The sequence below is a fragment of the Rhizobium sp. L9 genome, assembly GCF_002531885.1.
Taxonomy (GTDB): Bacteria; Pseudomonadota; Alphaproteobacteria; order Rhizobiales; family Rhizobiaceae; genus Rhizobium.
The window spans coordinates 23896-49905 of record NZ_NWSZ01000032.1 but is presented as its reverse complement, the minus strand read 5'-3'; the positions used below and the strand labels follow the sequence as shown (position 1 = coordinate 49905).

Genomic DNA, 26010 nt, shown 5'->3' with positions numbered 1-26010 from the left:
AGATTACCTCGTGCGGGACTCAAATTCCATGACTTCCATGGTTTTGAACACCAGATCGTTGAGGATTTCCAGTCTAGTGTCCTCGCGGAAGTTGAAATTCTTCCAATGCGCCCAGTTGAGCCGGATCGCCCAACCTGCGTTGATCGTATCGCCGATCGAAGTCGTCGATGCTGCCGGTGACAGGGCGCAGAATTGTTTCACAATTCGATCGCGCTCGGCGTCGGAAGGCAAAGCCAGGCCGGTGCGGGCGACGTGACCACTTACGGCGGCGATCAGATCCTCGATCATCGCGGTGGACGCCTGATCTGCCATACGCAGGCAAAACGCCTCGTTGGCCTGTAGCCGCTTCGGCAAATCGATGAAATAGCCCGAGAAGGCCGGCGGCTCGGTGATCCCGAACGCTCTCGCTGCGCTTTCGAGTGCCGTGACCCGCGAGCCCAAGGACGGATAGTAGGCGGCGCGCTCGCCTGTGTGCGGCGCGATCAGGTAGATGAACGAATAAAGGTAGCTTTCACCGAACAGTCGCAGCCCGATGATATCGCAGAAAAGCTCTTCAATCTGGCGCGTGGCCAGCCGGTAGGAGCGCGCCCAGATGCTGCGCAGGAAAAGGTCGCTCAACAGGTCGGCCGGCTTGGTTTGGACGTCGAACAACTGCTGGAATTCACTCCAGCTGTTTTGATATTCGCCAACCAGGCGGCTCTGCAATGTTGCGTCAAGGGCAGAAAGGTGGGGGCTGCGGTGCGGCTTCTTGCGCCAGATGGAATGGCCGAGTTCATGACCGGCAAGAGGAACGATCAACGGGTTGCCGGATTCGGTCGCTGGCAGCCCTATGAACATGAGATTGGGGAATTCGTCAGTAATCGCGGGATAAGTAAACGGCGAAAAGCTCCATTCCGAGCTGACGATCAACTTGGCTTCCGGCCCGTAGATAGTCTGGCTCATGCGCAGAAGCGGATCGTAGATCTCGAACGCATTGCGCACGTTAGTCGAGCGCAGGATAAAGCCGAGAACGGTATAATAGCGCGCTATGTAGGCATTGACCTGCGCGGTTACCTGCTGGCGTATTGTATGGTCAGTCGTTGGCCCGATCCCGGAAAGCCGGTTCAGTTCCCGACCGTAAAGATCGGCCAGCAATTTAAGAGCTTCTCTCGATTCCTGATAGGGAAACTCCGATGTCTGCAGATGCTTGATCTGGTCAATGACCGACAGCAGCTTCTGCCGCACGAAATCGATGTCAAGCGACCCGTTCGTCATATGCCGGCATCCACTCGTCGTCGGGCGCGGGTGTCAGTTCCTCGAGAAGAACCTGATGCAATGACAGGCAGAAGCGCTTGAGGGAGCCAATCTCCTCGCTGCCGGTGCTTTCACCGGCGGCGATGGCTTTTGCCTGCGCGACGAGATCCCTGACCCACTGTTCAAGATCGTTGAAGTTGCTGAGTGAGGCGCCTTCGGTGTGAAAGATCGCTGAGTTGAGGATCTCGACGTTGACCGGGTTTTCACTCAGGGCGAAAAGACTGACAGGCCGTCCGCCACTCGGCGGCGCCTCAAGATAGTGACCGAAGCGCTGGATAGTCGCCAGATCAGCCGGCTGCCGCTTTTCCAACTTGTCGAGCTCGATGGCGGCGTCAAGGGCGAGCGATGGGAAGTCCATGAATTGATTTCCTCGGCTTTGCATTGGTCGCGAACTGTTCCGCCTGTGATATCATCGAAACGGTTTGGTACAGAAATCGAACCGGGACGGACCAGCGAAACTATGAATCCGCGGTGACTCCTCGTCAAGCGTCTAAAACGGACTATGGTGAACGGTGATGCGTACGAATGCTCAATCATCGACTCCCTCCATGGCGAAATCCGGACCTCGACGGGCAAATAGTGAGGACGTGGGGTGCCGAGGCGCCGCAGGCAGCACGACCGCGCCCATTTCACTTTCGGCTGGCAGGACGCAAGCCGGTCGGCCTCTGGAAGAACAGAGAACGTGGGTGCGCGGCGTCCCAAGTGTAGCTGGGCGATCCCCCGCACTGGCCGCGGCTGCTGCGCGCCGCCGCACTACAACAACCACGGTCAGGCCGCCTTTCGGAAGACTTGGTCTGTCGTCCCGGCCACGCCTCCTCGATCAGGAAAGAAAATGCTTTCCCGTCGCGGTCTCCAGGACGCTTGCCAACTGGGTAGCGAGCATGCCCTCAATGAGTTCTTCCATCTTTGTCAGATCGAAGGCACCGTCTTCTGAAGCCGCATCGGCCGCTTCCAAAGCGTCGAAGTACGGGCGCCGGTTATCGACAATCTGGTCCGGGATGGTCTTGACCCCGGGTAGGGGCAATTGAAGCTTTACGCAAAGAACCAAATAGGACACCATGCGCGATGTCCGCCCATTCCCATCACTGAAGGGGTGGATCCAGTTGAGCCGCCACATCACGAACGACGCAAGATGCACGGCTGTCTTTTCGGTCCAGTTGTCGTTGACATAATCGCACAAATCCTCAATGAGTCCAGGGACCTGAAATGCCCCGACAGGCTTGTGCTTACTGCCCTCAATTGAAACTTCAGCGGGCCGGAAGTTGCCGGCATAGATGCTAATGCCTTGCAATGCCTCACGGTGAAGCGACAGTAGCATCGAGGGACGAAGCTTCCATTTTTCCCCTTTGTCGATTGCATCGACAATCATGTCGCGCGCTAGGTCGAACTGGAGAAGGCCGTTGCGGGCTTCGGCTTCGGCGCGCGCCTTCTCATCCATGATCAAATAAGCTTCGGTTGCCACGCTGTGGCGGCGCGTAGCGTCAGTCATGTTTCTTTTGATCTGCCATCTCGTCGGCGACGCGATCGACCAACTCGCGGGTTATCATCTCATTTTCGAAATGAGTGTTGCCGTATGCAAAGCTGCGACGCTGGACTTCAATGTCACTCTTCGACAACTGCACTTTTCTGGCGGCTTCGAGGAGGTTTCTGAGCGGTTCGTTCATTGCAGGCGTCCTTTTTATTTAGGCGTCCATAAAAGCGGTTTTCCTTTGCAAGGCAACCTCGACAAGGATAGAAACATGGAATTGCGCCAAGCTTGTGGAAGAGTGTTGCAACTGCGCTAGCACCATAATGCCGATCGCGACGATTGGCGAGCAGCAAGAAGCGCGGGACGGGATTGGCAACGAGGCTTGGCGTTTCGTTCTTCATTTTTTCTCGCACTGATGCGGGCATCGGTCAGCTCTAAGACCGCCCCGCCCCGGGGGAATGGCTCCGGCAACTGACGGCCTCTGAACTGTTTCGGCTATTGCATCGAGAGGTGCTCCAATGGCCGCAACACTTCCGGCGCGTTGCCTCCCGCTACGAGCAGCGAAGTCTCTGCTTCACAGGTTTCATCGTAAGCGGCGTGCCACTCGCCCCTGACCGAATCGGATATTCGAAGGCAACGGTCGCATCCATGATGGATGCGGCAACTACGGGTCAATTGCGGTCATTCAGCTATCACGAAATCGGTGCACCTTCCCGACGGACAAATGAAAAAGCAGAGAGATTTCCGGATTGGAGCGCAAAGGCGGCAGAGCTGTGCCGCAAAACCTCGGCTGACTATGTCGGGAAGTTGCCGCAACCGCCTCTAACCCTGCGCAAGATGATCGCTTGGCATTTCCGATTGGCTGTATTCAAGCCGCCGACGCTCTGATCGCCTTTGGTTGAAGTCATTAGGCCAACCAGTGCCCCTTGCGATGCCGTCATGGGGAGAAAAAGGTCTTTGCTAATGGCACTTTATTTTCCCATTATTGGTGCTATCATCAAATTCGCAATTTATTCGAGTATCCTGACTGGCGATAAGCTTGCGCAGCCCTGCGTATTGTGTGGGGAGCTACGCCTGCGTTTGAAAATGGCCAGTCGCGCATTCTTGTTTTTCTTAGCAATGCTTTTTGTGCAGGGGGATGTGCATGTCTTCGGGCCATATCTGGCGTGAAAATTACGAGGGAGGAAACCCTGAGGCGGAAGCATTGCTTTTTGCAGAGCTGGCACGCGATATCATGGATGTGCAACTTGCCAATAGGGCGAACGCCCGAGCAAGCGACATAAGTCGCGCGTTTCACGCGAAATGTATACTTGGTGTCGACAATGCGAAACTTCAGATTCTGCCTAATATTCCAGAAGATCTCGAAGTCGGTTTTTTTGAGCGTGGCAAGCAATACGACGTGACCGTGCGGCTTTCCAACGCCAACGGTGTCCGTCAGGCCGACTTCAAGAAGGATATGCGTGGGATAGCGCTACGCGTTAAAGTATCCGAGAACGAATATCACGATTTCCTCGCAACGAATTTTCCGGTTTCTCATGCCCGCAACGCTTATCAATTCGTGGCGTTCGCCAAGGCGATGTCCGGCTCGAAGCTGCTGCTTTTGCCGCGCCTCGTCCTCGCAGTCGGCTTTTCCGAAACCCTCAGGATGCTCAGAAACGTCCTGAGGGGAGCGCGCGTCGTCGACAGCCTAGCCACAGAGGGCTATTGGAGCCGAGGCGCTCTTCTCTGGGGCAATGAAGCAGGTCCAGTTCGGTTCCTGCTGCGTCCAAGCGCCAAGACGACCGCGGCAAAGCCCGCCTCGGCAACTGACCCTGACTTTCTACATCGTGAGATTGCCGAGCGGCTTCGCGAAGGCCCTGTCGAGTTCGATTTCCTGCTGCAGCGCTATGTCGATGAGAAACTTACTCCAATCGAGGATGGTGCGGTCGAGTGGACGGAAGACGCATCGAGGCCGATCGGGGTCGCAACGCTGACCATTCCGTCGCAGGACATCGATGCGGCGCCTGGCAGGGCGATGGAGCGGCTTGTCGACCAGCTTGGCTTCAATCCTTGGAATACGACCGAGACATTTCGCCCGCTGGGCAATCTCAACCGTGTCCGCAAGGCAGCCTATACGGCCAGCTCCGCGCATCGCTTGAACCAACGGTTCCGGGAACGGAAGCCGCTACGCAACATCGTGATTGCCCGGGCTGTCGCGGCCCTGTTTAAGGCGATTAATGCACACGTGCCCTGGTATAGGTTCGGTTGGCGCATGAGCCTGCTTAACATCTCCATTCTCCGGGAAGAGCTACGCACAAAGAACTTGTTTGACACCGAATTGCCGGATGCACCACCGCAGGCGACCCCGCAGCCGCCAGTAATTCCCGAGGCGGTCCGCACTCAGCGGACATTCGACGGTACCTACAACGATCTCTCAAACCCGCGGATGGGTGCGGAGGGAGCGACGTTCGGCCGTACGATGCGAGCGGTCTACAAGCCAGAGCTATTCGGGCAGCCGAACCCAATCGAAGTCAGTCGCCAACTGATGACGCGAAAGGCTTTCATTCCGGCACGCTCGCTAAATGTGCTTGCCGCGGCCTGGATTCAGTTCCAGGTGCATGACTGGGTCAACCACAAGCGCCATAGTCTCGGGAATGCGGAGACCGACATTGCATTGCGAATGCCGAACGGAGAGCTCTGGAAGAGCACCACAGGCGGTCAGCCGGAGGCTTTTATGCGCATTGCTGGCAATGAGGTTTTCCGCATGGCTGCCGGCGGCTACCCCATTTTCAAAAATATGACGACACCGTGGTGGGACGGTTCAGAGGTTTACGGCAATACAGCGGAAAAAGCGCTGGATCTGCGAGACGGAGGTCGTCTTAAGCTCACCGAGGATCTCTATCTGCCGACCGAATTGAACGGCATGAACGTCACTGGCTTCAACGAAAGCTGGTGGCTGGGCCTCAGTATGATGCACACGCTGTTTGCTCGTGAACACAACGTGCTCGCCGAAGCATTGATGCGCGAATATCCGGACTGGGAGCCGGACCGGATCTACAACACCGCTCGATTGATTGTATCGGCTCTGATCGCAAAGATTCACACCATTGAGTGGACGCCAGCTATTCTGGCGACGCGGGCGATCAAAGTCGGCCTGCCGGCGAACTGGTACGGCGCGCCTAAGGACTGGCTCACGCAGCTCGGCATCTGGATGCTCGACACGCACGAACTCAAAGGCATTCCGCAGACTGTGCCCGACCATCACGGCATCCCGTACTCGCTGACGGAGGAATTCGTTTCGGTCTACCGTCTCCATCCGCTCATTCCCGACGATTATCAGTTTTTCAACTATGAGACCGGTGCGCGAACAGAAACATTGGGCTTCGCCGACATTCAAGGTGCGGGAACCGATGCCAAAATGCGGCACCTTCGGCTCCACAATGTCATCTATTCACTCGGAATCGCACATCCCGGTGCAATCACGTTGCATAATTACCCCAATGCGTTACGCCAGTTTAAACGGATGTCAGGCGACGTGGAGGAGATTATCGATCTTTCCGTCGTCGACATCGTCAGGGATAGGCACCGCGGAATTCCTCGCTTCAATGACTTTCGCGAGGCGTTGCACAAGCCGCGTTTAAGCAACTGGGAGGAATTGTCGTCGGATCCAGAAACGGTGCGGGCAATGCAGGTTCTCTATGGCAATATCGACATGGTGGACACCATGGTCGGCCTGCATTCTGAGCCTCCGCCGGACGGTTTCGGCTTCAGCGATACGGCTTTTCGCGTGTTTATTCTGATGGCCTCCCGACGGTTGCAGAGCGACCGTTTTCTCACCGTCGACTTTCGGCCGGAAATCTACTCGCCCCTGGGGCTCGATTGGATCGAGAACAACGGTATGACCAGCATCATCCTGCGTCACTGTCCGCAACTCGCCCCGGTATTGCCGCGCACTGCCAGTGCATTCGCCCCTTTCCGGCCTATCCTGTCTTGAGGGGCACACCATGCCAATTTCCCGCGACAGATTATACCGGCTCTTTCGCTTCCTCTTGGTGAGCGTCAACCTGCTTGTACTCATCACTCTTGTTGCAACGGGGATATTCATCAGGCTCGAAGGCGACTGGGTGCATCCAACTATCCGGGATCCAAAGGATGCGTTCGAAAATGGCACCATCGGCACGGAACTCATGCCGCTACCGGTCGCTTTGGTACTGCCCGACCTGTTTCCCGAGCATTTTCAGCCGGCCGGTGCGGATGCCGGCGATTGGGTGAAGCAATTCGGGTTCTTGCCGTATGACAACCCGGAGGCCAATAACGGTTTGCCACTCGGCTTTGCGACCAGCAACTACCGCCCCGGTTCCGCGGCGCCGTCGCCTGTCCCGTTCGTCGGCTTCAGTTGTGCTCTTTGCCACACCACGCGAATTCGCAAAAGTGAGGAGAGCAAGGGCGTCGTCGTCTACGGACCAGGCAGCGTATCGATCAATCTCTTCGCCTGGATCGATGCATTTCAGGCGGCGGTCTTGACCAGGGTGAAGCCGCAAAGAGATGGCGAAACGGACATGGAACGGCCCTATCGTCTGACCGTCGACAGCATTTGCGATTCGTATAGAGCCAAGACGGGTGAAACGCTGGGCTCGATACAACGCCTGTTGATTGGGCTATGGCTTCGCCAGGTTCGCGCTCGGATCGAGGCAGGATTGCCGCGCTTCGACGAACCGATCGGAAATTACCGATCCCGCGATGCAGACGTAACACCGACGGGTCCAACACGTACCCAACCGTTTCGCACTCTCGTTCGCACTGTGCTCGACCGGCCTGGCAACGATATGCCCGTCTACACGAAGATTGCCACGGTTTTTTCGGAGGATCATCGCGCGCGCGCCCAGTTCGATGGGTCGATCGGCGACATATATGCCCGCAGTTCGCTGGCGGCGCTCGCAGCCGGGGCCACGGTCACTAATATGGCTAAGCCGGAAATTGCCGACAATATCCGCAAAGCGAGCGATTTCACGAAGACGTTGCGTCCGTTGCGCTATTCCGACATGTTCCCGGAAGATGCGGCCTCGATCGATCCTGCACGTATCCTGCAGGGGCGCAAAGTCTACGGGCAATATTGCGCCGCCTGCCACGGCGATCGGGATTCGACCGGGGCTTGGGTCAACGGCGAGAAGACCGGCCAAGTCGTGCCGGCCGGTGAGCTCAACACCGATCCGGAACGCGTGCGGTTTCGTCATTATGGACCTCTCGCCGAAAAAATGTTTGCGCTCTTCCCCGACAAGCACCCGTTCCATTTTAAGCGAGAGGATATTTGGCCCCAGCGTGGACAAGAGGAGGAGACATCCATTAGGGGCTACGTAAACGCGCCGCTGGACGGGATGTTCCTGCGTGCCCCCTACCTCCATAACGGCAGTGTCATGACGTTGGCTGAACTGATTAATCTCAGGAAGCGTAGAGATGTCTTTTATCGGGGCGATAACACCTACGATCCGGCCGACGTCGGCTTTCGCTCTCCGGAAAGCGCTGACGATCGAAATTACTTCACGTTCGATACGACTCAGATCGGCAACTCGAACAGGGGACATGACTATCCATGGGCCTATGACGACCCGAAACGAAATCCGGACGATCTTGCCGCGCTGCTTGACTATTTGAAAATGCTCTAACGTCAGGAACGAGCCCATGAAGGCCATGCCTCCGAACAGTATAACTCTGCCGCAGTTCTCGCTGGCGTTCGTGACGTTTGGCGTACTGCTGGTTCTTGCGCTCCTCTGGCCGGAGACGACGCTGGACGACGTCGATCTCGGTCGCACGAAAGCCACTATCTGGGTGACAAGTCTCATGCTTCTCCCGAGCTTGGCGCTCTATCCCTACCGCACGCTCTCCCAACGCATGGCCAACGTCGTACACTTGTTCTGGACCTTCGCTTATCTGCTTTTTCTTGTTCACGCTTATTGGGCCATATTCGTAATATTCAACGGGCTTAAGGACACCTTCGTGCAGATGGGCATTCCCATTGCCAGCATAAATTTCCTGCTCGTTATCCTGTGGGGCTTGGATGTTTTGCTTCTATGGTTTGCGCCGAGCCGGACCCCGCCCGCGGCGCGCTTCCAGATCGCTGTACGCACGCTTACTTTTCTAATATTCGCGACCACCTTCCTGTTTTTGCGAAGTGGTCCGGTTCATATTCTTGGGATCATTTTTGCGGCCGTGATCTCGCTATCCCTGGCCATTCGGCTGTGGGTACGTGAGCGCGCCGTCCAATACTGAGACGGCCAAGCTGGGTCGTCGACGCCACATTCGGAGGCTGGGGAGGAAACATGAGCAGCGAGGAGACAAACAAAACCGGTTTTGAGCGATTGCTCGAGCGCCCATTAATCCAGACGATTCTTCAACGGCGTACGCACCGGATCGGCCGAGGTGTTCCCCTGATCAAAGCAGGCACCATGACCTATCAATCCACCCAAAAACCGGTGCCACTTACCGACCTCGAAGAGGCAATTTTAATCGCCATGACTGGCCTTACCGGCCTTACAATGCCGGACAGGCCGTTTGAGGATCCTGTCACCGGCGAGTTCGTAATGGCAAAGCCGAATGTCCATATGGAAGGGCGAACGGCCGGCAGCCCCGACAATGCCCAAGGGACATATTTCTTCCTCATCAACGATACCGGCACATACTTCATCGACAGGGTTCCGTTCACCCCACCATTATCGTTCGAACCGGAGGCACTAATCGCACATGCCAAACGAGCGAAAGTGAAAATTAGCAATGGCAGACTGGATACGGCAAACCGCGAATTCCCCGCCTATCTCGATTCCAATCGCTTGCTGTCGAACCTGCCCGGCACGACGGTGCTTTTTCCCGTCGTAGACCTGTCACATCAATATATTAACGGCCTGATGTATCTCTTGACACAGCCCGAAGGACACCGACCAACAATCGTTGACGATCGTAATTTCTATCTTAGGGCCGGCGTAGGAAAATGGGTCAAGAATCGATTTCTCAACGAAGAGATCAAGGTGCCGCTCGGCGTCATCGGTAGCCTACGGACCCAGATCGAAGCAGATTTATTGCTCCAGAATCTCATGTTGGTCGCTGATGCCATGGGCCTAGGAGCCTATATTCACGCCTCCATCAGCCCGCCGGTACTGCTCGGCGATCCAAAATTCCGGGACAGCTACGGTCCGATGCTAGGTTTCGATTTCGCTGTGCCGAAATGGCGACTGCTCGACATTTTACGCTGGCAGGTGCCGCTGCCGAAATACAGCAGCCTCAGGGCACATCCGGTTGGTCTGCGACTGGGAGACCGCGACCTTATCAAGGCGAAGTCCCCCCCGAACTATCAAAACATGAGAGAAGCCGTGGACGAAGTGGTTTCGGCCAAGTTTGGTTCACAGGGGATTTACAAGGATGCGGCCCTTTTCAAGGGAATTTACAAGGATGACTTTGGCGATCGTTACCTAACCGAGGCCGCCGAGTACAGTAGCGACGTGATTGAGTGCGTGACGGACATTTGCGAGTACATATATGATACCCATGGTCGCTTCCCCGCGCATGTCGATGCAATTCATGTTCCCGGCGTGTGGATACAGGTGCATCACGTCGACCTCGAATACTATAACCGTTATTTCAAAAACGCATTGACCGGCGCGCACCACGACCACGACAATCATTGGCATTGACGAGCTTTAGGCCAAATTTGCACGCCGGAACACAGCGAATGCCCTTTCGGGGCGGAAAGATCGGCACCAGCAGAAGGTTGACGATCTCCTTCAGGTCGGCGATTACCGGCAGCGGTGTGGGAACCGTTTTGCTGCGGGTGATCTGGGCGAAATCAGAATATTTCAACTTGAGCGTCACAGTCTTCGCGGCGATCCCGTTGGCCTCGCAATAACTCCACACCTTTTCGATTAGCGGCTCAAGCCCTTCACGGGCCGGGTCGTAGGTATGGAGGTCTTGTCAGAATGAACCGCGCCGAGTTTGCCGGAGCCCCCAACTCGTGAGAAGTAGGGTCTATGACAAGCAAGACGACGAACAAATTCTCTCCTGAAGTTCGTGCCCGCGCCGTTCGGATGGTGACGGAGCATGAAGCCGAACATCCCCCCCCGCTGGGCGGCGGTATCATCGATAGCGGCCAAGATCGGTTGCTCGGCGCATACCCTCCATGAATGGGTGAAGAAGGCCGAGGTCGACAGCGGCAAGCGTGCAGGTTTGCCGAGTGACGTGGCGGAGAAGATGAAGGCTCTGGAGCGAGAGAAACGCGAGCTTCGTCAGGCGAATGAGATTCTACGCAAAGCCTCGGCGTATTTTGCCCAGGCGGAGCTCGACCGCCCACTGAAGCGATGATCTCCTTCATCGACGAACACCGCTCGGTGCTCGGGGTCGAGCCGATCTGCAGACTGCTGCCGATTGCCCCGTCCACCTATTATGAGGTTATCGCCAAGCGCATGGACGTGGACCGCCTATCGGCCCGCGAACGGAATGATATTGCCATGAAAGTCGAGATACGTCGGGTGTTCAACGAGAACTTCCAGGTCTATGGCGTGCGCAAAGTCTGGCGGCAGTTGCAGCGAGAAGGTTACGACATCGCCCGCTGCACCGTCGCTCGGCTTATGAGAATGATGGGGCTTCAAGGCGTCATTCGCGGCAAGCCAGTCAAAACCACCGTGTCGGACAAGTCCGCTCCATGTCCGCTCGACCGGGTGAACCGACAGTTCTTCGCTCCAGCGCCGAACATGCTGTGGTTATCCGATTTCACCTATGTCGCGACCTGGCAGGGCTTCGTTTACGTGGCCTTCGTCATTGATGCCTTCGCCCGCCGTATCGTCGGTTGGCGGGCAAGCCGAACGGCCCATGCGGGCTTTGTGCTCGATGCCCTCGACCAGGCGCTTCATGATCGGCGGCCCGTTAAACGTGGCGCGCTGGTTCATCATTCCGACCGCGGCTCGCAATATGTGTCCATTCGCTATTCCGAACGGCTGGCGGAGGCGGGCACGAGCCGTCTGTCGGAAGCGTTGGCGACAGTTACGACAATGCTCTCGCCGAAACGATCAACGGTCTTTACAAGGCCGAGGTCATCCATCGGCGAGGACCCATGGCGCAACTTCGAAGCCGTGGAGTTCGCCACGCTCGAATGGATCGACTGGTTCAACCACCGCCGTCTTCTGGAACCCATTGGGAATATTCCGCCAGCAGAGGCAGAAGAACGATACTACGCCATGCTGGACGCACCAGCTATGGCCGCATAACTTAAACCAAACGGTCTCCGGCAAACCCGGCGCGGTTCAGTCCCCCCGCTCTTGCTCGCTTAGCAAACACATTCAAAGCCGCAGGAAAAATAGCCAAGATCTCCTCGTCGCCATCATGCTCAAGCTGCTCGTGCTCGCAAGTTGCCTGCTCTCCCAGACCCGCCTCTGAGCCTAAATCCGCCTTGCCGACCAATGCAGATTCTCATCCAGGCGGCTGGTGCGCGTTTTCTCCCTGCAAGGCCTAATGCGGCCACCTGCACACCTATGGATCCATCGTCCCTACAAGTAATAATGAGTGCATGAAATAATTGTACTATGAACGATAAAGCTCTTGATGGTTGCTTGCGTTCGTGTTTTAATAAAACCTATCGTTATAAGGGCATCCACACCATTTCAGTTCTTCCGGATCCTCTCTCGGAGGGGGACGCGACTATGTCGTGACCCTACTCGCGGAGCATGCTGTGCTTTTGTGACTTTGGCGTTGAACCGTAGACGCGGGCAGAACGAACAGGACGTGCGCTACAGATGGCGAGCCGACGAGCATGGATACCTCCGCGAACGATTTAGAAGGGTGTGAGCGATATCGGATTTGACCGAAGCAACACTGCATAGCCGGCGTGCCGCCTGCGACGCGGCTGCCTCTATGGGGATGGGGATTTGCCATGGCAGAGTCACACAGGCCCGGAAACGGGATGAAATCTTTTTCGATGCACGTATCGGACGCCGGATCGGCTCCTATGTTCGCCGCTCTCGCTAAAGAACAGTCTGACCTCCCGACCTTCGCGTTTGAGCCTGCTGCCACACAGGTGGTGGACCCTGAGACTGCGGCCCGTCGATATCTCGGCCATGCGCTCACAAGCAATAGCGTCCCCGACTTTACTGCGCCGTCTGCAGAAAACGCTGACTCTCAATTCAAGGTTATCGGCACAGAAACGGTTCCACTGACCCATACCCGTACCGTCAAATTTCGCCAGGCGTTCCACGACATCCCTGTCTACGGGTCGCTGGTGACCGTGGAGCTGGACGACGACAACAAACTCGTGAGCCTGAATTCGGCGCTGGGGGAGCCGACCAATGTTCCGCCTGTGGCGAAGATTTCGGCCACCAGAGCGGCGTCGGCGGTCGACAAGAAAGGCCAGTTCAAGAAGAAGATCGCCGGTGTCGCGCCCCGTCTCAGTTTCTATTACGAGGCCAAGAAGGACAAATGGCATCTGGCATATATTTTCGAGGACGTCGAGGTGACGATGCCGGAGAGTGCCGGATCCGGTCCGTTGAGGCCGCGTTATTTCGACTACGTGGTGGATGCGAATACCGGGAGGGTGATTGCGGAATTACCGCGTACCCCGACAATGGCCGCCGAGGAGCAGCTCGCCTTCGACGCCCGCAATGTTCAACGGACCATAAATGTCGAAAAAATTGGTGCCCGCGCCGTTCTGAAGGACACGGTGAACAATATCCAGACCTTCGACTTTCGTTTTCGGGATCCGAACGTCAACGATGCCCTGCTGCCGGGGGACGAAATAGGACCTGCCTGGCCGCCTGCCGCAGTCAGCGCGCATGCAAATGCGGCGGCCGTCGCGCATTTCCTCCGTGAAGTCGTGTTGAGGAATAATATCGACAATCGCGGCGGCCCGATGAACGCCAGCATCAATTGCGTCGTCATGCGCGAAAGCCCCGGTGGAAACCAGTGGTTCAACGCCTATTGGAATGGCGTCCAAATGGTCTATGGCCAGGTGCTCAACGGCAACCAGCTTCTCACCCTGGCCGCCGCGCTCGATATCGTCGGGCACGAGATGTTCCATGGCGTGACCGACAATACCTCACGCCTCGAATATGCAGCGCAATCCGGAGCGCTCAACGAATCCTATTCCGATATTTTCGGCATGCTGATCGCCAATAGAGGCAATCCCGATCCCCGCCAATGGGACTGGAGGCTCGGGCAGGGGTTCGCGCGAGGCGGCGGTCCCATCCGCGACATGTCCGATCCCGCGTCGCGGGGCCAGCCTGCACATATGAACCAGTATCGGATCATGCCGGTCACTCAGAATGGCGACTGGGGAGGGGTGCATGTCAACAGCGGTATCCATAACAAGGCGGCTTATCTCATGCTGGTGGCGGAGGAAGGCGGCAGTCTGGTCTTCACGCCAGACGAAGTCGCCGCGGTCTTCTATGTCGCGGTGACGCAGCTGCTCTCGCGCACCTCGCAATTCCGTGACAGTCGTCGGGCTGTCGTCAGTGCGGCACGCACCTTGTTCAGGACCGCTCCATCCGCTCAGCTTGCGCGACGGATTTCGGCGATCGACGCGTCATTCGACGGTGTCGGCATCGCCTGACGCGGGGGGACCCTCTGCCGCTCGCCACATGATTTGAGCATGCTTCACCGAAGGAGGACTATCATGGCGATAAGCTTTTCCGGCATCTGGAGTTATCGAAGCCTGGTGAACAACCCCGACCTTTCCGCATCTTTCGACAGTTTGCGCTTTGGCGCGGGAACGCTGATTTTGTCCGAGCCTGCGCCCGGCAAGATCGGCGGTTCTCTTGGCGGAACCGGCTGGTCTCTTTCCCTCGACGGGGCTGCCACGGACGGCGCGCCGGCGACGCTGAAATGGCAGGGGCGCGGCATGATCGACAACGAGGAATGGGTCTACGACTATCTCGGCTATCCCGTTCCCCGCTGGCCGAACGGCGTGGACCAGATCGACACCATCGTCGGTACGGTTATTCGGACAGTGACCCACTCCAATGGTCAGTCACCCGCGGGTTATACGGCCACGTTCTATGCGGTGCGCGTTTGATGCGGCCGGCCTGAGTGGTCGCGTGCAGTCTGCGGCCAGCAATTCTCGATCGTTTCCTGAGAGGACAGTGCGATGCGCAAACGGGAGAATATCTTTGAGTTGGGAAGTGACTGGGCCGACCCGATCCTCTGGTATGCAAGGGGCGTCAAGGCGATGAAGGCCCGCAAGCTGGAAGATCCGACAAGCTGGAACTTCTATGCGGCGATTCATGGGATGTGGCGCGGGCTCTGGGATTTCTATCAGATCACCGACAGTGCCGATGCGGACCCCAATGCATCCGACACGTCGACCTATCTCGACCAATGTCAGCACCAGAGCTGGTATTTCCTGCCCTGGCATCGCGGGTATCTCCTGGCTCTGGAAAATATGCTCCGGCACGAGATCGAACTGCTCAACGGACCAAGCGCCAGCTGGGCCTTGCCCTATTGGAACTATTTCGGAACCGATCAGGACGTCCTGCCGCCGGCATTCCGCACGGCCAATTGGCCGGATGGCACCGGAGACAATCCGCTGTTTGTCGAACAGCGGTGGGGGGTGCTCAGCAGCAGCACACCATTCGACGTCAGCTCGCAAACCAACCTGAATGCGATGCAGGATCCAGAATTTGCCGGACCCGGCGGCGGGGGCAGTGCCGGATTCGGTGGCGTTGAAACGGGCTTCAGCTGGAGCGGCGAAGAAAGCGGCGGAATCGAATCGGATCCGCACAACATCATCCATGTGCTGGTTGGTGGTGGTCACCCAACCCTGGTGTTTCCGCCAGGTTCGCCTCAGGCCGGGCGCCCATTGCCGGGCCTGATGTCGACTCCGACCGCGGCAGCGCTCGACCCTATCTTTTACCTACATCACTGCAATATCGATCGGTTGTGGGAGAGCTGGAACAAATTTCCCACAGGCAAACCCTTTACTTCGCCGACGGATTGGCAAAATCCGACAGACTCCAAATGGTTGGATGGGCCGGCGAGCATCGGTGAGCGCGAATTTACAATGCCGAACCCAGATAAGACCAAATGGGTTTATACTCCGACGAAAATGCAGGACTTGGCCAGTCTGGGCTATGAATACGACGACCTGACACCCGGCGCGGAGGCCGGACCGATCGTCACCGTCGCCGCACGCATGGAGAGACTGGGCATTGCGCGGAGTTCCGTTGCTGCCACAAGAGGTTTAGACATGCCGACACAGAACAAGGTGGAACTGGTCGCGGCCAGCGACAGCGGCATGTCGCTCGCCGGCAGCGGCACTATGCGCAGCTCTGTCAAGGTCGAGCCGGATGCGAGGGCCAGGGTGAGCCAAAGCCTGAGCGCCAACAGGATCGCCCCGACGGCGCCCGACCGCGTGTTTCTCAATCTCGAGAATGTCACCGGCGTGCATGACGCCGTGATATTCCAGGTCTATGTCGGGCTGCCCGAGGGGGCCGATCCCGCCGGGAACAAGAAATATCTGGCGGGCAGTGTCGCGCTCTTTGGCGTGACGCAGGCGAGCGATCCGGCAGGCAAACATTCCGGAAACGGCATCACATACAAGCTGGAAATCACAGACATTGTCGATAAAATGCACCTCGACGGCGAATTTGATGTCGCCCGCCTGCCGGTAAGTTTCGTCCCGCTCGAAAACATCCCGGATGCGGCGAATATCAAAATCGGCCGGATCAGCATCTATCGGCAATTCGAGTGAGCGTCTTGCGCAGCACCTCTCCTGCGGTGCGCGAGTGGCGCCGCGGTTTTGCGCCACTCGCACTGGCTGCCGGCTCGGCATGGATTCCCCTGGCTGTCGGCGGCGACAGCACCTCCATGCCGACGATCTGTTCCGCTGCTTTCGTCTGGTCCACTCCCTCACCGAAGACTTATGCCTTTTTCTTCAGTTACGTCTCACCTTTGCAGCTGATCGTCAGCTGGGCGATGATGGTGATGGCAATGATGCTGCCGACGCTCTCTGTTCCACTGAGGCATGTGCGCGAGCGCAGCTTCTGGCGCGTGCGGCCGTGGGCCGAGCTGTTGTTTGTCGTCAGTTATCTCGGTACATGGATGGTGGCGGGTATTGCTCTCCTCGGCGTCGCGATCACGCTGCGCCTAGCTTCAACCAGTTCCGCCCTGCCTCTGGTCGCGTGCCTGATCATCGCGTTTATCTGGCAGATTTCACCCTGGAAGCAGGTCGCCCTGAACCGGTGTCATCGCCGCCCCAGCCTGGCCGCCTTTCCGCCGGCGGCCTATGAAAATGTGCTGGCATGGGGGATGACACACGGTCTCTGGTGCATTGCAAGCTGTTGGGGCTTGATGCTGTTGCCCTTGCTTGCGCCGTCGCATCATCTGCCACTCATGGCAATTGTCGCCGTCTACATCTGGGCGGAGCGACTGGAGCCGGCCTGTGCGCCTCGCTGGCAATTCCGGGTGCCTTCAAGGGCCATCAGGCTCATCGCCCGGAACGTTGCGGGATGGCGACAAAGTTCTGGCAGTACATCGATTACGATGGCTTGCGACGAATGCGCCTTGTAGGCTTGGATTCGATTGGTTCGATCACGATGCCAAGGGAACGCCTGCAAGTCCTCGATCGCTGCGCGACTGGCCGGAAACAGATTTTCGCGAACCGCCTGGAGATCGGAGATCATTCCGGGTGTGCCTCAATTACATCGCGGCAAGACAATCGTTTCTTCCTGTCGAAGAGGCTCGGCCGTGCATAGGTTTGTGATGATATCGCTTTAAGTGACACGCGGGTTGTCCACCAGCTTCTCGACCAATCGCCTGAGTTCCGACGGCGTCGTTTGGCCAGCCACCACCTCATAATAGCCGATCCCGGCGCGTCGCAGCGCCTCCTTCTTTACCGCATCACGCGCGGCCGCGGTGCCTTGGTGGTGTGCTCCGCCCTGGTATTCGATGACGTGCCTCGGTTGGCAATTGCCGTCGACGAGGAGCAAGTCGACACGTTTGGAGTTGATGCAACTGTAGGCGTCTGGGTCGGCACTTCGAAGGATCTCGCCCAACGAAACCTGAGCCATCACCTGCCAGGTGGAATTGCAGCCGATCACGACGCTGTCGAGTTCCCGAAACACCCGGGCTTCGCTCTTGTTCAACAATGGCTGAATGGTGAAATTGGAGCGCATCACAATACGCAGTTGATCCGTGGCGTCGACTGGACGCAATGGCTCAGCAGCTGGCGTCTGAAGCCTGGGTTCCTGTATGATGCGCTCGTTCCAGCGCCTTTCCTCCGATCGTGACCTGTTTCTCTCGCGCCACGCCTGTCTGCTCGTCCTGGTTAGGAACTGCTCAACGGACATGCCGATGATAAGGCCGACAAGCAGGGCGGCGATTAGCAGTTCCGGCTTTTCGAAGTCTGCAACAGTTACACCGCTCGAAGCGCCTACTACGGCAGCTCCGATGATCAGCCAAGGTGCCGCAGACAGCACCGACCTTTGGCGATAATGCATGCCCCTCTCCGAATTTCCCGCCAAGATAGTATGACGCTTTTACGATGCGCGGAAAGTCATCCAAAAGAATGAGGGCTCGCACGCATGAAGCTTCCGCCGGCGCACCGATATTGGCTCTAGCGGTCAGTCGCAATCCGCTCGGCCCAGGACATTCCTACGTCGCTGGTACTGGGAGAGCTTTCGAGGCCAGCGGCCGGCTTGTTGCTATGGAGTTCACGTTTTGGGCCAGGAAGATCGCATAATGGATCGAAGGGAACTGGCCCGGCAGGCGAGCAAAGAAAGACAAGGTTGACAGGCGCATTGCTTCTTCGATTGAGGGTTCGGCAGTTAAAATCTTTTAAGACTCCGGCGATGCACAACAAGGAAGCTCGCCGATAAGTTGCCCACGTGCAACTTTTGAATCAGTACGGTTTGACTTCGTTCAGGGCCAATGTAGCCTCACCCGTCTCATCCCCCATTCGACTGGCCACGAATTCTGCTCCTGGAAAGGTGAGGTGGACATTCGAGCGTGGCTATAGACGGGCAGTCCGGTAATCGTTATTTCGGATACACCACCCTATCACCAAATCATCCCGTGAATTTTTCAAGGGCTTTTATATTGAAAAAAGTGCAACGCAGTTTTGCCGTCGAGTACAAAAGCGGCAGACGAAAACTCGATACTAGGTCGAACTCGATCTGGGGCAACGTGGACCTAAAATCCGTCGCTCGCGACCTAGACAAAGAGGCAATGCCGTTTCTGTCGGATAGCTCTCAGAGTGGCAAATCCAACAGCGAAATTTCTCTACCAAAACCAGATCAGGCTGAGTCGTTGTTGACACCGCCTCTTGAGCCGTCGACAACTGCATCAGATACACAGGAGACGAGCATGGCCGACGAGACTGATACTGCAACCAGTGCCGATGTGCCGGCCGTTGTCGAAACGCCAATTACGCCGAAGAAACAGCGCAAACCCAGGGCCAAGAAAGCCGCGGCACTCGAAACCGCGTCAGCTGACACTACGGCAGAGCCAGCAGCTGCTCTGGCCGGCGCCGGTGGTGTGAAGAGGAGAGGGCGCAAGACAAAGGTGGTCGAAGCTGCGGCGAGTGCCAAACGCGCACCGGTGCGCCGCGCTCCAAAGGCTGTGCAGCCGGCGCCTGCCGCGCCGATGACAGCGATCGATGAAATGGCGGACCTCCTGCAGTTAGAAGAGGAAAATCAGCGGCTGCGCAAGCTTCTGGCTGAAAAACTTCGCGCTGAAAATGCCGATCTGCGCAAACGGCTCAAGCTCGATTGATAAAAGCAGCTGGTCAATCGCCGGCCGCATTTCCATGCTTATCAAGAGATAAAATTTGGCGACGGTGAGCTGTTGCCGGAATGAAGACTTACTGCCTGCTTGCGGGATAAAACGCGAGGTCGGATAGATGGCGTCTCCCTGGAAATTTCTTGCCCGACTGGTCTCACCGGGACGCGAACAAAAGCGAGAAAGCGGCTCGACCGAGAAGGTTTCGCCGGAGGCGTTGCCTAGTTCTGGTCCGACTGAAACGCCTGCCGAGGACAGCCTGAATAGCGATGGTCGGCCGGCAGGCGCGGAGCTACCTCGTCACGGTCAACCCGGTGCAATTTCCCTCAAGCCTGTGCATTCCGAAGAAGCCGAAAGCGATGTCCACGACAAGGTCGACGGCGAAGTTGCCGAAATCGTGGAGGTCGCTGATCCCGCTATATCAGGTGGTACTGGTTTCGACGTCACCGCTGCGAATGATGCCGCTAGGCTCAAGCGAATTGCCGAGTCGCACCGCGCGAGCAAAGGAGCCGCAGCAAGGAAGCGGTGGCGATTGCAGACGATCCCCAATTTATCCAAACTGCAAACGGGATGAGCCTCGATGACGAGATCAGGATGCTCAGGGATCAGCTGGCCAGAAAGCTAACGTTGCAAAACGCGCAGTTGAGAAAAATGCTGGAGCGGTTTGAACGATGAGCGTGACGCGCTGCCTGCCTTTTAAGCTTGTTGCAGGTGTCCTTTCAAGGCGATAGAGGCGGCATCCTATCTTGCGACCTATCCTCACGACCGTTATACTGTTTTTGAAAAACAGTATAACCCTGGAGTCGAGCTATGAAGTCCATCGACCTCATGTATCAGACGATGCTCGCTGAGCTCGGTCAGCGCTCGCTCGACGCCGCTTGGACGGCCGATTTCCCTCCGGAGGGTCGGTTCACCCCGGCAAACATCAAGGGGCGCAAGTACTGGTATTTCGACATCCCGGATGGACATGGTGGTACGAAACGTCGTTACGTCGGTTCCGCTGATGATCCGGTTATCGCACAGCGCGTAGCTGATCATAAGCGGGACAAGGACGATCTACGCGCTCGCAGGCGCTTGGTAAATACCCTGACCCGCGAAGGCGGGATGATCGCCCCTGACGCCATGTCGGGCGATATCGTCGAGGCTCTTGCCGATGGCGGTCTCTTTCGGCTCCGGGGTATTCTCATAGGCACGGTGGCCTTTCAGTGCTATTCAGGACTGCTCGGTGTCCGTCTTCCCATGGCTGCGATCCTGACCGGCGATGCTGACATCGCCCAGGACTATGCCATCAGTCGGGAGGTCGAAGATAGTCTGCCTCCGATCCTTGAGTTGCTGCAGGGCGTCGACGCCAGCTTTCGTCCAGTTCCACATCGATCGGGAGCCGCGGTATCGTCAGCGTTTCAGAATGCCGACGGCTACAGGGTTGAGTTCCTGACGTCGAACCGTGGTTCGGATGACTACATCGATCAGCCGGCGAAGATGCCCGCTCTTGGTGGCGCCAGCGCGGATCCACTGCGCTTTCTCGACTTCCTCATAAGGGAACCCGTCAGGACAATGCTGCTCCACCGAAGCGGTGTTCCGGTCGTCGTCCCTGATCCGTCCCGGTATGCCGTCCACAAGCTAATAGTCGCCAGCCGCCGAAACACGGACGGGCAGGGGCCGGCGAAGCGTGAGAAGGACATCCGACAAGCTGCGCTGCTCTTCGAAGCGCTGCAGCAGACAAGGCGATCTACCGACTTGGCGCTCGTCTACAACGAAGCATGGAGGCGCGGGCCTACATGGCGAGAAGGTATTCGAACCGGGGCGGGAATGCTGCCAGCACAAGATGCCGAGCGGCTCAACACGGTCCTGACCGAGGGCGGAAAAAGAAACGGCGAAGAAATTGAACTTCCGTTTGGAGAATAGGCCGTCTTTCAAGGCTAAGCAGTTGATTTGATTCGAAGTCGTGAAGACAATGAAGATGAATATGGTCCTGCGGGGTCCTGTGCCGAATATCTGCATCGCACGGTCTCAGATCTGGCCCCGGCCAGCGCCGGGCAGGCGAAGCGCTGATCTACATAGCAAGGGGGTCAATCGAGAAGATCGCGGTCGGCGACGTGCTCCTGATACGCAAGGGCGACGTCGTACCGGCCGACGGGGCTCTCGTCAGCGAAGTCGCGACGATCGACCAGGCGGTCCTGACCGGAGAGCCTTTAAGGGTGCGCATCGCGAGGGATGGCAACATTTCAAGTGGCGCTACGAACGAGGGGGACGTGATCGAAATCCGCGTTCTAAGTCGCGCCGAGACAGCACCTATGCCGGAATACCGGAATAGTGAGGCTCGTGGAAGCATCGAGGCGCTCCAAGGCGAAGCTGATGCGACTGGCCGACCGGTTCTCGGTGTGGTTCTTGTTCGCCACGGTAGCGATTGCAGGCGTCTCGGCGTTCATGTCCGGAGACCTGTCAAGGATCGTGGCCGTGCTGGTCGTCGCCACGCCCTGTCCGTTGATCCTGGCCGTACCCGTCGCACTTGCGAAGGAGGGCGTTCTGGTGAAGGGTGCGGGACCTCTCGAGGCACTCGTCCAGGCCACCGTGGCGGTGTTCGACAAGACGGGGACGCTCACCGCGGGACAGCCCGAAGTCGGCCACATCGAGGGATCGGAGCATCCTAACAGGATCCTGCGGCTGGCCGCCTCGCTGGACCAGGCGTCGGGCCATGTGGTCGGACGCGCGCTGGTGGACGAGGCGCATAGACGTGGGTTGGGAGTGAGCCGCCCATCGGAGGTGACCGAGACCGCGGGATCCGGAATCGTCGATGGCGTGCGCGTCGGCGTCGGAGGAGACGCCTAACGGGTCAGGCAGCGCAATGCGTGTCAAGGTAGTGTTTGACGGCACGCCGGCTGGCACGATCACGCTCGAAGACCGGCTTCAATACCTTCCGCCAGTCGGCGGGGCATTGCTTTAGGAGGCCATCGACGTCGCGGTCATTCTAAACGCCCTTCGCGCCCTCTAATGGGCGAGAAGCACTAGTAGCTCGGCCTTGACGAGAAGTTCTCGAGTGACGCCGCCGAGGATGAACTCACGAAGCCGCGAATGGCCAAATCCGCCCGCGACCAGAAGGTCCGCCTTTCGTTCCAGCGCGGCCGATTGGATGGCGCCTGTCGCGGTCTCGCCGCCTGCCTGGATCGATACGTCATCCACGTCGAGTCCCGAATGCTTCAACGAAGAGATCAGGAGGGCGCGGTTCGCCTCGTCGATCTCCTTGTCGTCGGTGATCGAGATGACCTGCACCTTGATCGCGCGTTCGATGAAGACCCGTGCGCTGGAAAGGGCGCGCGCTGCGGTGGCGCTGCCGTCCCAGGCGACGGCGATCGTGTCCACACGAGAGTAGACGCTGGTGGCTGGAAATAGCACGAGCGGACGGCCGCTTCCGAATAGCAGCGTTTCGGAGAGTTGCCGGGAGAGCTCCGAGGCTTCGACGATGGAAAGGTCGTAGCACTTGGCAATTTCAGAAAAGCGTTCATAGACGAACGGTTCCCTGACCTCGAATCCGTGGATTCGCACCTCGAAGCCAGTTTCCGAAATAGCGTCGGCGATGTGTCCCCGCAGCGAAGTCCCGCTGTCCCGGCTATACCGTTCTGCTTGTCCCCGCCATGTCTCGACATCGATAACGGTGGGAAAGGGCGGATGGACCTGGGGGATCCGGACTTGTGGGATACTGGCGACGAGATGGGCGTCATTCTGCCTAGCGAGGCCGATAGCATTGTCGATTATGGCGAAGGAACTCGCGTCGGGATAGGTCGACAACGGGAGATGGAACTGCGGCTTCATGCTTGCCTCCTGAGGTTTAACTTCCGTCATGATGCATGCCGCTGAGAGAGTTCGCATTGCGCTTGGTCAAGGCCGCGGCGCAATGAAGCTCCTATAATCGCGCCTTCATCGAAGCTGGAGGACACGGCCATGACGATCAATCTGACGGAGATCAACCCCGGTGAGTGCTACCGCATCCTGGAGAACGAGCGTTTCGGTCATCTGGCATGCTGCAAGGATGGGCAGCTCTACGTGGCGGCGATCTATTTCGCCTTTTCCAACGGCGTCGCCTATAGCTTCACCATGCCCGGCAAGAAGCTCGACTGGATGCGGGGAACGACAAGGTCTGCCTACACATCGAGCAGCGTTCGAGCGCCGGCGGGTGGACGAGCATCGTCGTCGAAGGCAGGTTCGAGGAATTTCCTGACAGCGAGGCGCGACAAAGCGAACGGCTCCACGCGTGGTCTTCTCCAAAAGTATTCGGACTGGTGGGAAATCGGCTCTATAAAGCCCCAGGAGTTCCCCATGCCCGATGGCTCTCCTCATGTCTTCTACGGCATTGCCGTCACGGCCGTGTCGGGACGCAGTGCAGTCAGAACGGAATGACCGTCGATGCTCGAGCCGAACCCGCATCCCACAATCGGAGCACCACATGCCATATCTACGCGGCCTATATCCAAGCGCCACATCTAATTTCACCTCGCACCCGCGTTTCGCGCGGGCGCTCTGATTCAAGACGAGATCTTTGCCGGTCGGCAACCGTTCCGCCCTTCCGCACCACGTCGAGCGCCATTGGCACGAGCTCGCCGGCCGGCGCGAAGATGATGGCGGCGTCGAGCGGCACCGGCGGCCTTTCACCGGAAAACCCGGTCCAGACGGCGCCAAGATCAAGCGTGAACTTCCGTCCGGCCTCGTTGGTCTGCGGCGGCATCGACATGTCAGACATTCCGAGCATGCCCTATCGTCTGCTCTGGGGCGAGCGGCGGGTCGTCTCGGTGGCGAACCTGACGCGGAGCGACGGGGCGGAATTCTTCTCGATCGGGAAGGCGGCAGGGGTCAGATGCTTCACCAGCGTCTACCCCCTCGAGCATGCGAACGAGGCTCTCGACGATCTGCGCGCAGGCCGTGTCTCTGGAGCCGCCGTGATCGTTCCGTAGCCGATGTTCCCCTTGACAAGGATCAATGCGCTTTGCTTGCGCTACACAAAAGCTTCTTCGTCAAGACGTCCGCCGACAACCGGCGGCGCTTCCGCAAGGAGATCAGAGATGTCGCGTTCGTTGCTCGCCTTGGCGGCGCTCTTCATCGCAGGTGAGAGCCTATTGTCGGCTCCAGCCGTTGCAGACAGCCTGTCGCTCGCGCCGATGCTCCAGCGTGTCGTGCCGAGCGTCGTCAGCATCTCGGTGCAGGGCAGGGAACTCGACGACGCGGATGCAACGCTTGCTGATCCCTTCTACAGAAAGTTCTTCGGACTACCTGACGACGCTGCGCCGGCAGAGCACAGCTTCCAATCGGCCGGATCGGGTGTCGTCATCGACGAGGTCCACGGCTACATCGTCACCAACCAGCATGTCATAGCAAGCGCCTCAAAAATCGAGGTGGCGCTCTCCGACGGCCGACGCTTCCAAGCGAAACTTGTCGGCGCCGATCCCGAGACGGATGTCGCTGTCGTTCAAATTCCACCTGATCATCTTGTTCAAGCCGAGTTTGGAAGCGCGTCCTCGCTTCACGTCGGCGACGTCGTCGTGGCGATCGGGAATCCCTTCGGCCTGGGCCAGACCGCGACGATGGGCATCGTAAGCGCGCTTGGGCGCCGTGCCGTGGGATCGGAGGGGTACGAAGGATTCATTCAGACGGACGCGTCGACCAATCCCGGCAATTCGGGCGGCGCGCTTGTAAGCGAGGACGGCGTCGTGGTCGGGATCAATAGCGCGATCATCGGCCCCGCCGGAGGAAGCATCGGCATCGGTTTTGCGGTCCCAGCCGAGACTGTCGGCATCGTGATGCGGCAGCTCATCCTGACCGGCAAGTTGGTACGCGGCGAGGTGGGAATTTTAACGCAGGACCTGACGCCCGGTCTCGCAAAGGCGTTCGGCGTCGATGAAGGGGCGGGCGCGCTGGTCAGCGAAGTCCTTCCGGGTTCACCGGCGGCAAATGCAGGAATTCAGCCGGGCGACGTCATTCGGATGGTCGACGGAAGGACGGTGCGCGGCGCGTCCGACGTTCGAAGGCTTGTGGGATCGCTACCGTTGCAGTCCAAGCCGTCCTTCCAGATCGACCGCGCGAGCCGAAGGATAGAAGCATTTCCCGTGGTGTCCGACGCACCGGTTGCCGAACCGGCTGCTTCGCGTACCATTCATATCGCCCGCGGCCCTCTCGCCGACGCCGAGATGGCGAACTCTCCCGATGGTCCCGGCGCCCGCGTCGTCGTCGTCGCCGAGGGTTCGGTCGCGGCACAGGCCGGCCTGCAGCCGGACGACGTTATCGTCGCTCTCGACCAGCAGCCGGTGACGGACGTCGGGCAACTCCTCTCAATACTCGTGAAGGAGCATGCCCGTGCTCTCATCACCGTCGTGAGGAACGGCCACCGCCTCTTCGTGGCCGCTGACGTGCAGACCCAGTAGCAGCCCGCAGACCGTGTTCTGTCCGCTGAAATTCCAAGGTCGCTCTCGTGCTTGATGAAGATCAACGACGAAAATCTGCGGCGCTGTCACGATCGGCACGTCGCAAACCTGAAGGAG

20 protein-coding genes, 7 pseudogenes and 1 other annotated feature are annotated in these 26010 nt (G+C 58.2%); of the genes and pseudogenes, 18 read left to right on the top strand and 9 right to left on the bottom strand.

Translation table 11 applies throughout. The annotated features are described in order from the left end of the window. Positions 1-3 precede the first annotated feature (3 nt). The 4 genes from CO660_RS27390 to CO660_RS27375 all read right to left on the bottom strand — a co-directional run bounded on the left by CO660_RS27390 (position 4) and on the right by CO660_RS27375 (position 2957). Positions 4-1254 carry a hypothetical protein gene (locus tag CO660_RS27390; protein ID WP_016737369.1) on the bottom strand — a complete coding sequence of 417 codons (1251 nt, stop codon included), beginning with the start codon at positions 1252-1254 and terminating at the stop codon, positions 4-6. Continuing rightward, the gene (locus tag CO660_RS27385) at positions 1235-1651 is read right to left on the bottom strand and encodes a hypothetical protein (RefSeq protein ID WP_016737370.1); all 417 of its coding nucleotides are present in this window, start codon (positions 1649-1651) and stop codon (positions 1235-1237) included. Before CO660_RS27385 ends, CO660_RS27390 begins: the two co-directional genes overlap by 20 nt. A gap of 462 nt (positions 1652-2113) precedes the next feature. Beyond that, positions 2114-2782: a Fic family protein gene (locus CO660_RS27380; RefSeq protein ID WP_016737371.1), complete on the bottom strand. Its 669-nt coding sequence runs from the start codon at positions 2780-2782 to the stop codon at positions 2114-2116. Beyond that, positions 2775-2957, bottom strand: a complete 183-nt coding sequence (locus tag CO660_RS27375; protein ID WP_009991623.1) for a hypothetical protein — start codon at positions 2955-2957, stop codon at positions 2775-2777. The genes CO660_RS27380 and CO660_RS27375 overlap by 8 nt, the downstream gene beginning before the upstream one ends. A gap of 452 nt (positions 2958-3409) precedes the next feature. Between CO660_RS27375 and CO660_RS32945 the strand changes: the two genes are divergently transcribed. The 6 genes from CO660_RS32945 to CO660_RS27350 all read left to right on the top strand — a co-directional run bounded on the left by CO660_RS32945 (position 3410) and on the right by CO660_RS27350 (position 10422). Beyond that, complete coding sequence (locus CO660_RS32945; protein WP_125462013.1) at positions 3410-3649, top strand: hypothetical protein; 240 nt, start codon at positions 3410-3412, stop codon at positions 3647-3649. 75 nt (positions 3650-3724) lie between these two features. Continuing rightward, entirely contained in the window at positions 3725-3931 is a 207-nt protein-coding gene (locus CO660_RS33455) for a hypothetical protein (protein ID WP_016737373.1), read from the top strand. Next, complete coding sequence (locus tag CO660_RS27365; RefSeq protein WP_199287286.1) at positions 3906-6734, top strand: peroxidase family protein; 2829 nt, start codon at positions 3906-3908, stop codon at positions 6732-6734. The genes CO660_RS33455 and CO660_RS27365 overlap by 26 nt, the downstream gene beginning before the upstream one ends. Before the next feature lie 10 nt (positions 6735-6744). Then, positions 6745-8403 (top strand): cytochrome c, encoded by a 1659-nt coding sequence (locus tag CO660_RS27360; RefSeq protein WP_016737375.1) that lies wholly within the window; start codon positions 6745-6747, stop codon positions 8401-8403. Positions 8404-8419: 16 nt separating this feature from the next. After that, positions 8420-9007, top strand: a complete 588-nt coding sequence (locus CO660_RS27355) for a hypothetical protein (RefSeq protein ID WP_009991263.1) — start codon at positions 8420-8422, stop codon at positions 9005-9007. Between the two features lie 50 nt (positions 9008-9057). Continuing rightward, positions 9058-10422: a hypothetical protein gene (locus CO660_RS27350; protein WP_016737376.1), complete on the top strand. Its 1365-nt coding sequence runs from the start codon at positions 9058-9060 to the stop codon at positions 10420-10422. Between the two features lie 28 nt (positions 10423-10450). Here the strand turns inward: CO660_RS27350 and CO660_RS27345 are convergent. Further along, positions 10451-10699 (bottom strand): annotated as a pseudogene (locus CO660_RS27345) (DNA polymerase IV); the annotation flags it as partial. A gap of 56 nt (positions 10700-10755) precedes the next feature. Here CO660_RS27345 and CO660_RS27340 point away from each other — a divergent pair. Continuing rightward, positions 10756-11988: pseudogene (locus CO660_RS27340) on the top strand (IS3 family transposase). Further along, positions 11041-11157, top strand: a sequence feature (AL1L pseudoknot). (Overlaps the previous pseudogene by 117 nt.) Position 11989: 1 nt before the next feature. Here the strand turns inward: CO660_RS27340 and CO660_RS27335 are convergent. After that, the gene (locus CO660_RS27335; protein ID WP_016737380.1) at positions 11990-12181 is read right to left on the bottom strand and encodes a hypothetical protein; all 192 of its coding nucleotides are present in this window, start codon (positions 12179-12181) and stop codon (positions 11990-11992) included. A 544-nt stretch (positions 12182-12725) separates the two neighbouring features. Between CO660_RS27335 and CO660_RS27330 the strand changes: the two genes are divergently transcribed. The 4 genes from CO660_RS27330 to CO660_RS27315 all read left to right on the top strand — a co-directional run bounded on the left by CO660_RS27330 (position 12726) and on the right by CO660_RS27315 (position 17275). Continuing rightward, entirely contained in the window at positions 12726-14321 is a 1596-nt protein-coding gene (locus tag CO660_RS27330) for a M4 family metallopeptidase (protein WP_176536397.1), read from the top strand. Between the two features lie 63 nt (positions 14322-14384). Further along, a complete protein-coding gene (locus CO660_RS27325) occupies positions 14385-14783 on the top strand; it encodes a hypothetical protein (protein ID WP_016737382.1) in 399 nt (132 codons plus the stop codon). 72 nt (positions 14784-14855) lie between these two features. Further along, positions 14856-16457 (top strand): tyrosinase family protein, encoded by a 1602-nt coding sequence (locus CO660_RS27320; protein WP_016737383.1) that lies wholly within the window; start codon positions 14856-14858, stop codon positions 16455-16457. A 116-nt stretch (positions 16458-16573) separates the two neighbouring features. Next, the gene (locus tag CO660_RS27315) at positions 16574-17275 is read left to right on the top strand and encodes a DUF2182 domain-containing protein (protein WP_225884162.1); all 702 of its coding nucleotides are present in this window, start codon (positions 16574-16576) and stop codon (positions 17273-17275) included. A 203-nt stretch (positions 17276-17478) separates the two neighbouring features. On the opposite strand, the gene CO660_RS27310 is transcribed toward CO660_RS27315, so the two are convergent. Beyond that, positions 17479-18204: a DUF2726 domain-containing protein gene (locus CO660_RS27310; RefSeq protein ID WP_016737385.1), complete on the bottom strand. Its 726-nt coding sequence runs from the start codon at positions 18202-18204 to the stop codon at positions 17479-17481. 598 nt (positions 18205-18802) lie between these two features. Here CO660_RS27310 and CO660_RS27305 point away from each other — a divergent pair. The 4 genes and pseudogenes from CO660_RS27305 to CO660_RS34550 form a co-directional block, all read left to right on the top strand. Continuing rightward, positions 18803-19477: a transcriptional regulator gene (locus CO660_RS27305; protein ID WP_008534132.1), complete on the top strand. Its 675-nt coding sequence runs from the start codon at positions 18803-18805 to the stop codon at positions 19475-19477. A gap of 127 nt (positions 19478-19604) precedes the next feature. Continuing rightward, positions 19605-20158 (top strand): annotated as a pseudogene (locus tag CO660_RS27300) (hypothetical protein). Positions 20159-20293: 135 nt separating this feature from the next. Then, positions 20294-21388 carry a GSU2403 family nucleotidyltransferase fold protein gene (locus tag CO660_RS27295; protein WP_012489416.1) on the top strand — a complete coding sequence of 365 codons (1095 nt, stop codon included), beginning with the start codon at positions 20294-20296 and terminating at the stop codon, positions 21386-21388. 167 nt (positions 21389-21555) lie between these two features. Further along, positions 21556-22394, top strand: a pseudogene (locus tag CO660_RS34550) (HAD-IC family P-type ATPase); the annotation flags it as partial. Positions 22395-22471: 77 nt separating this feature from the next. On the opposite strand, the gene CO660_RS27285 reads toward CO660_RS34550, so the two are convergent. Then, positions 22472-23293 (bottom strand): universal stress protein, encoded by an 822-nt coding sequence (locus CO660_RS27285; protein WP_008534144.1) that lies wholly within the window; start codon positions 23291-23293, stop codon positions 22472-22474. A gap of 129 nt (positions 23294-23422) precedes the next feature. Between CO660_RS27285 and CO660_RS27280 the strand changes: the two are divergent. After that, a pseudogene (locus CO660_RS27280) lies at positions 23423-23878 on the top strand (pyridoxamine 5'-phosphate oxidase family protein). A gap of 151 nt (positions 23879-24029) precedes the next feature. Here CO660_RS27280 and CO660_RS34040 read toward each other — a convergent pair. Further along, positions 24030-24188 (bottom strand): annotated as a pseudogene (locus tag CO660_RS34040) (alcohol dehydrogenase); the annotation flags it as partial. Here CO660_RS34040 and CO660_RS27270 point away from each other — a divergent pair. Continuing rightward, positions 24187-24429: pseudogene (locus tag CO660_RS27270) on the top strand (alcohol dehydrogenase); the annotation flags it as partial. The pseudogenes CO660_RS34040 and CO660_RS27270 overlap by 2 nt on opposite strands. A gap of 108 nt (positions 24430-24537) precedes the next feature. Continuing rightward, on the top strand, positions 24538-25893 hold the full coding sequence (locus tag CO660_RS27265; RefSeq protein ID WP_016737390.1) for a trypsin-like peptidase domain-containing protein: 1356 nt from the start codon (positions 24538-24540) through the stop codon (positions 25891-25893). Positions 25894-26010: the final 117 nt, after the last annotated feature.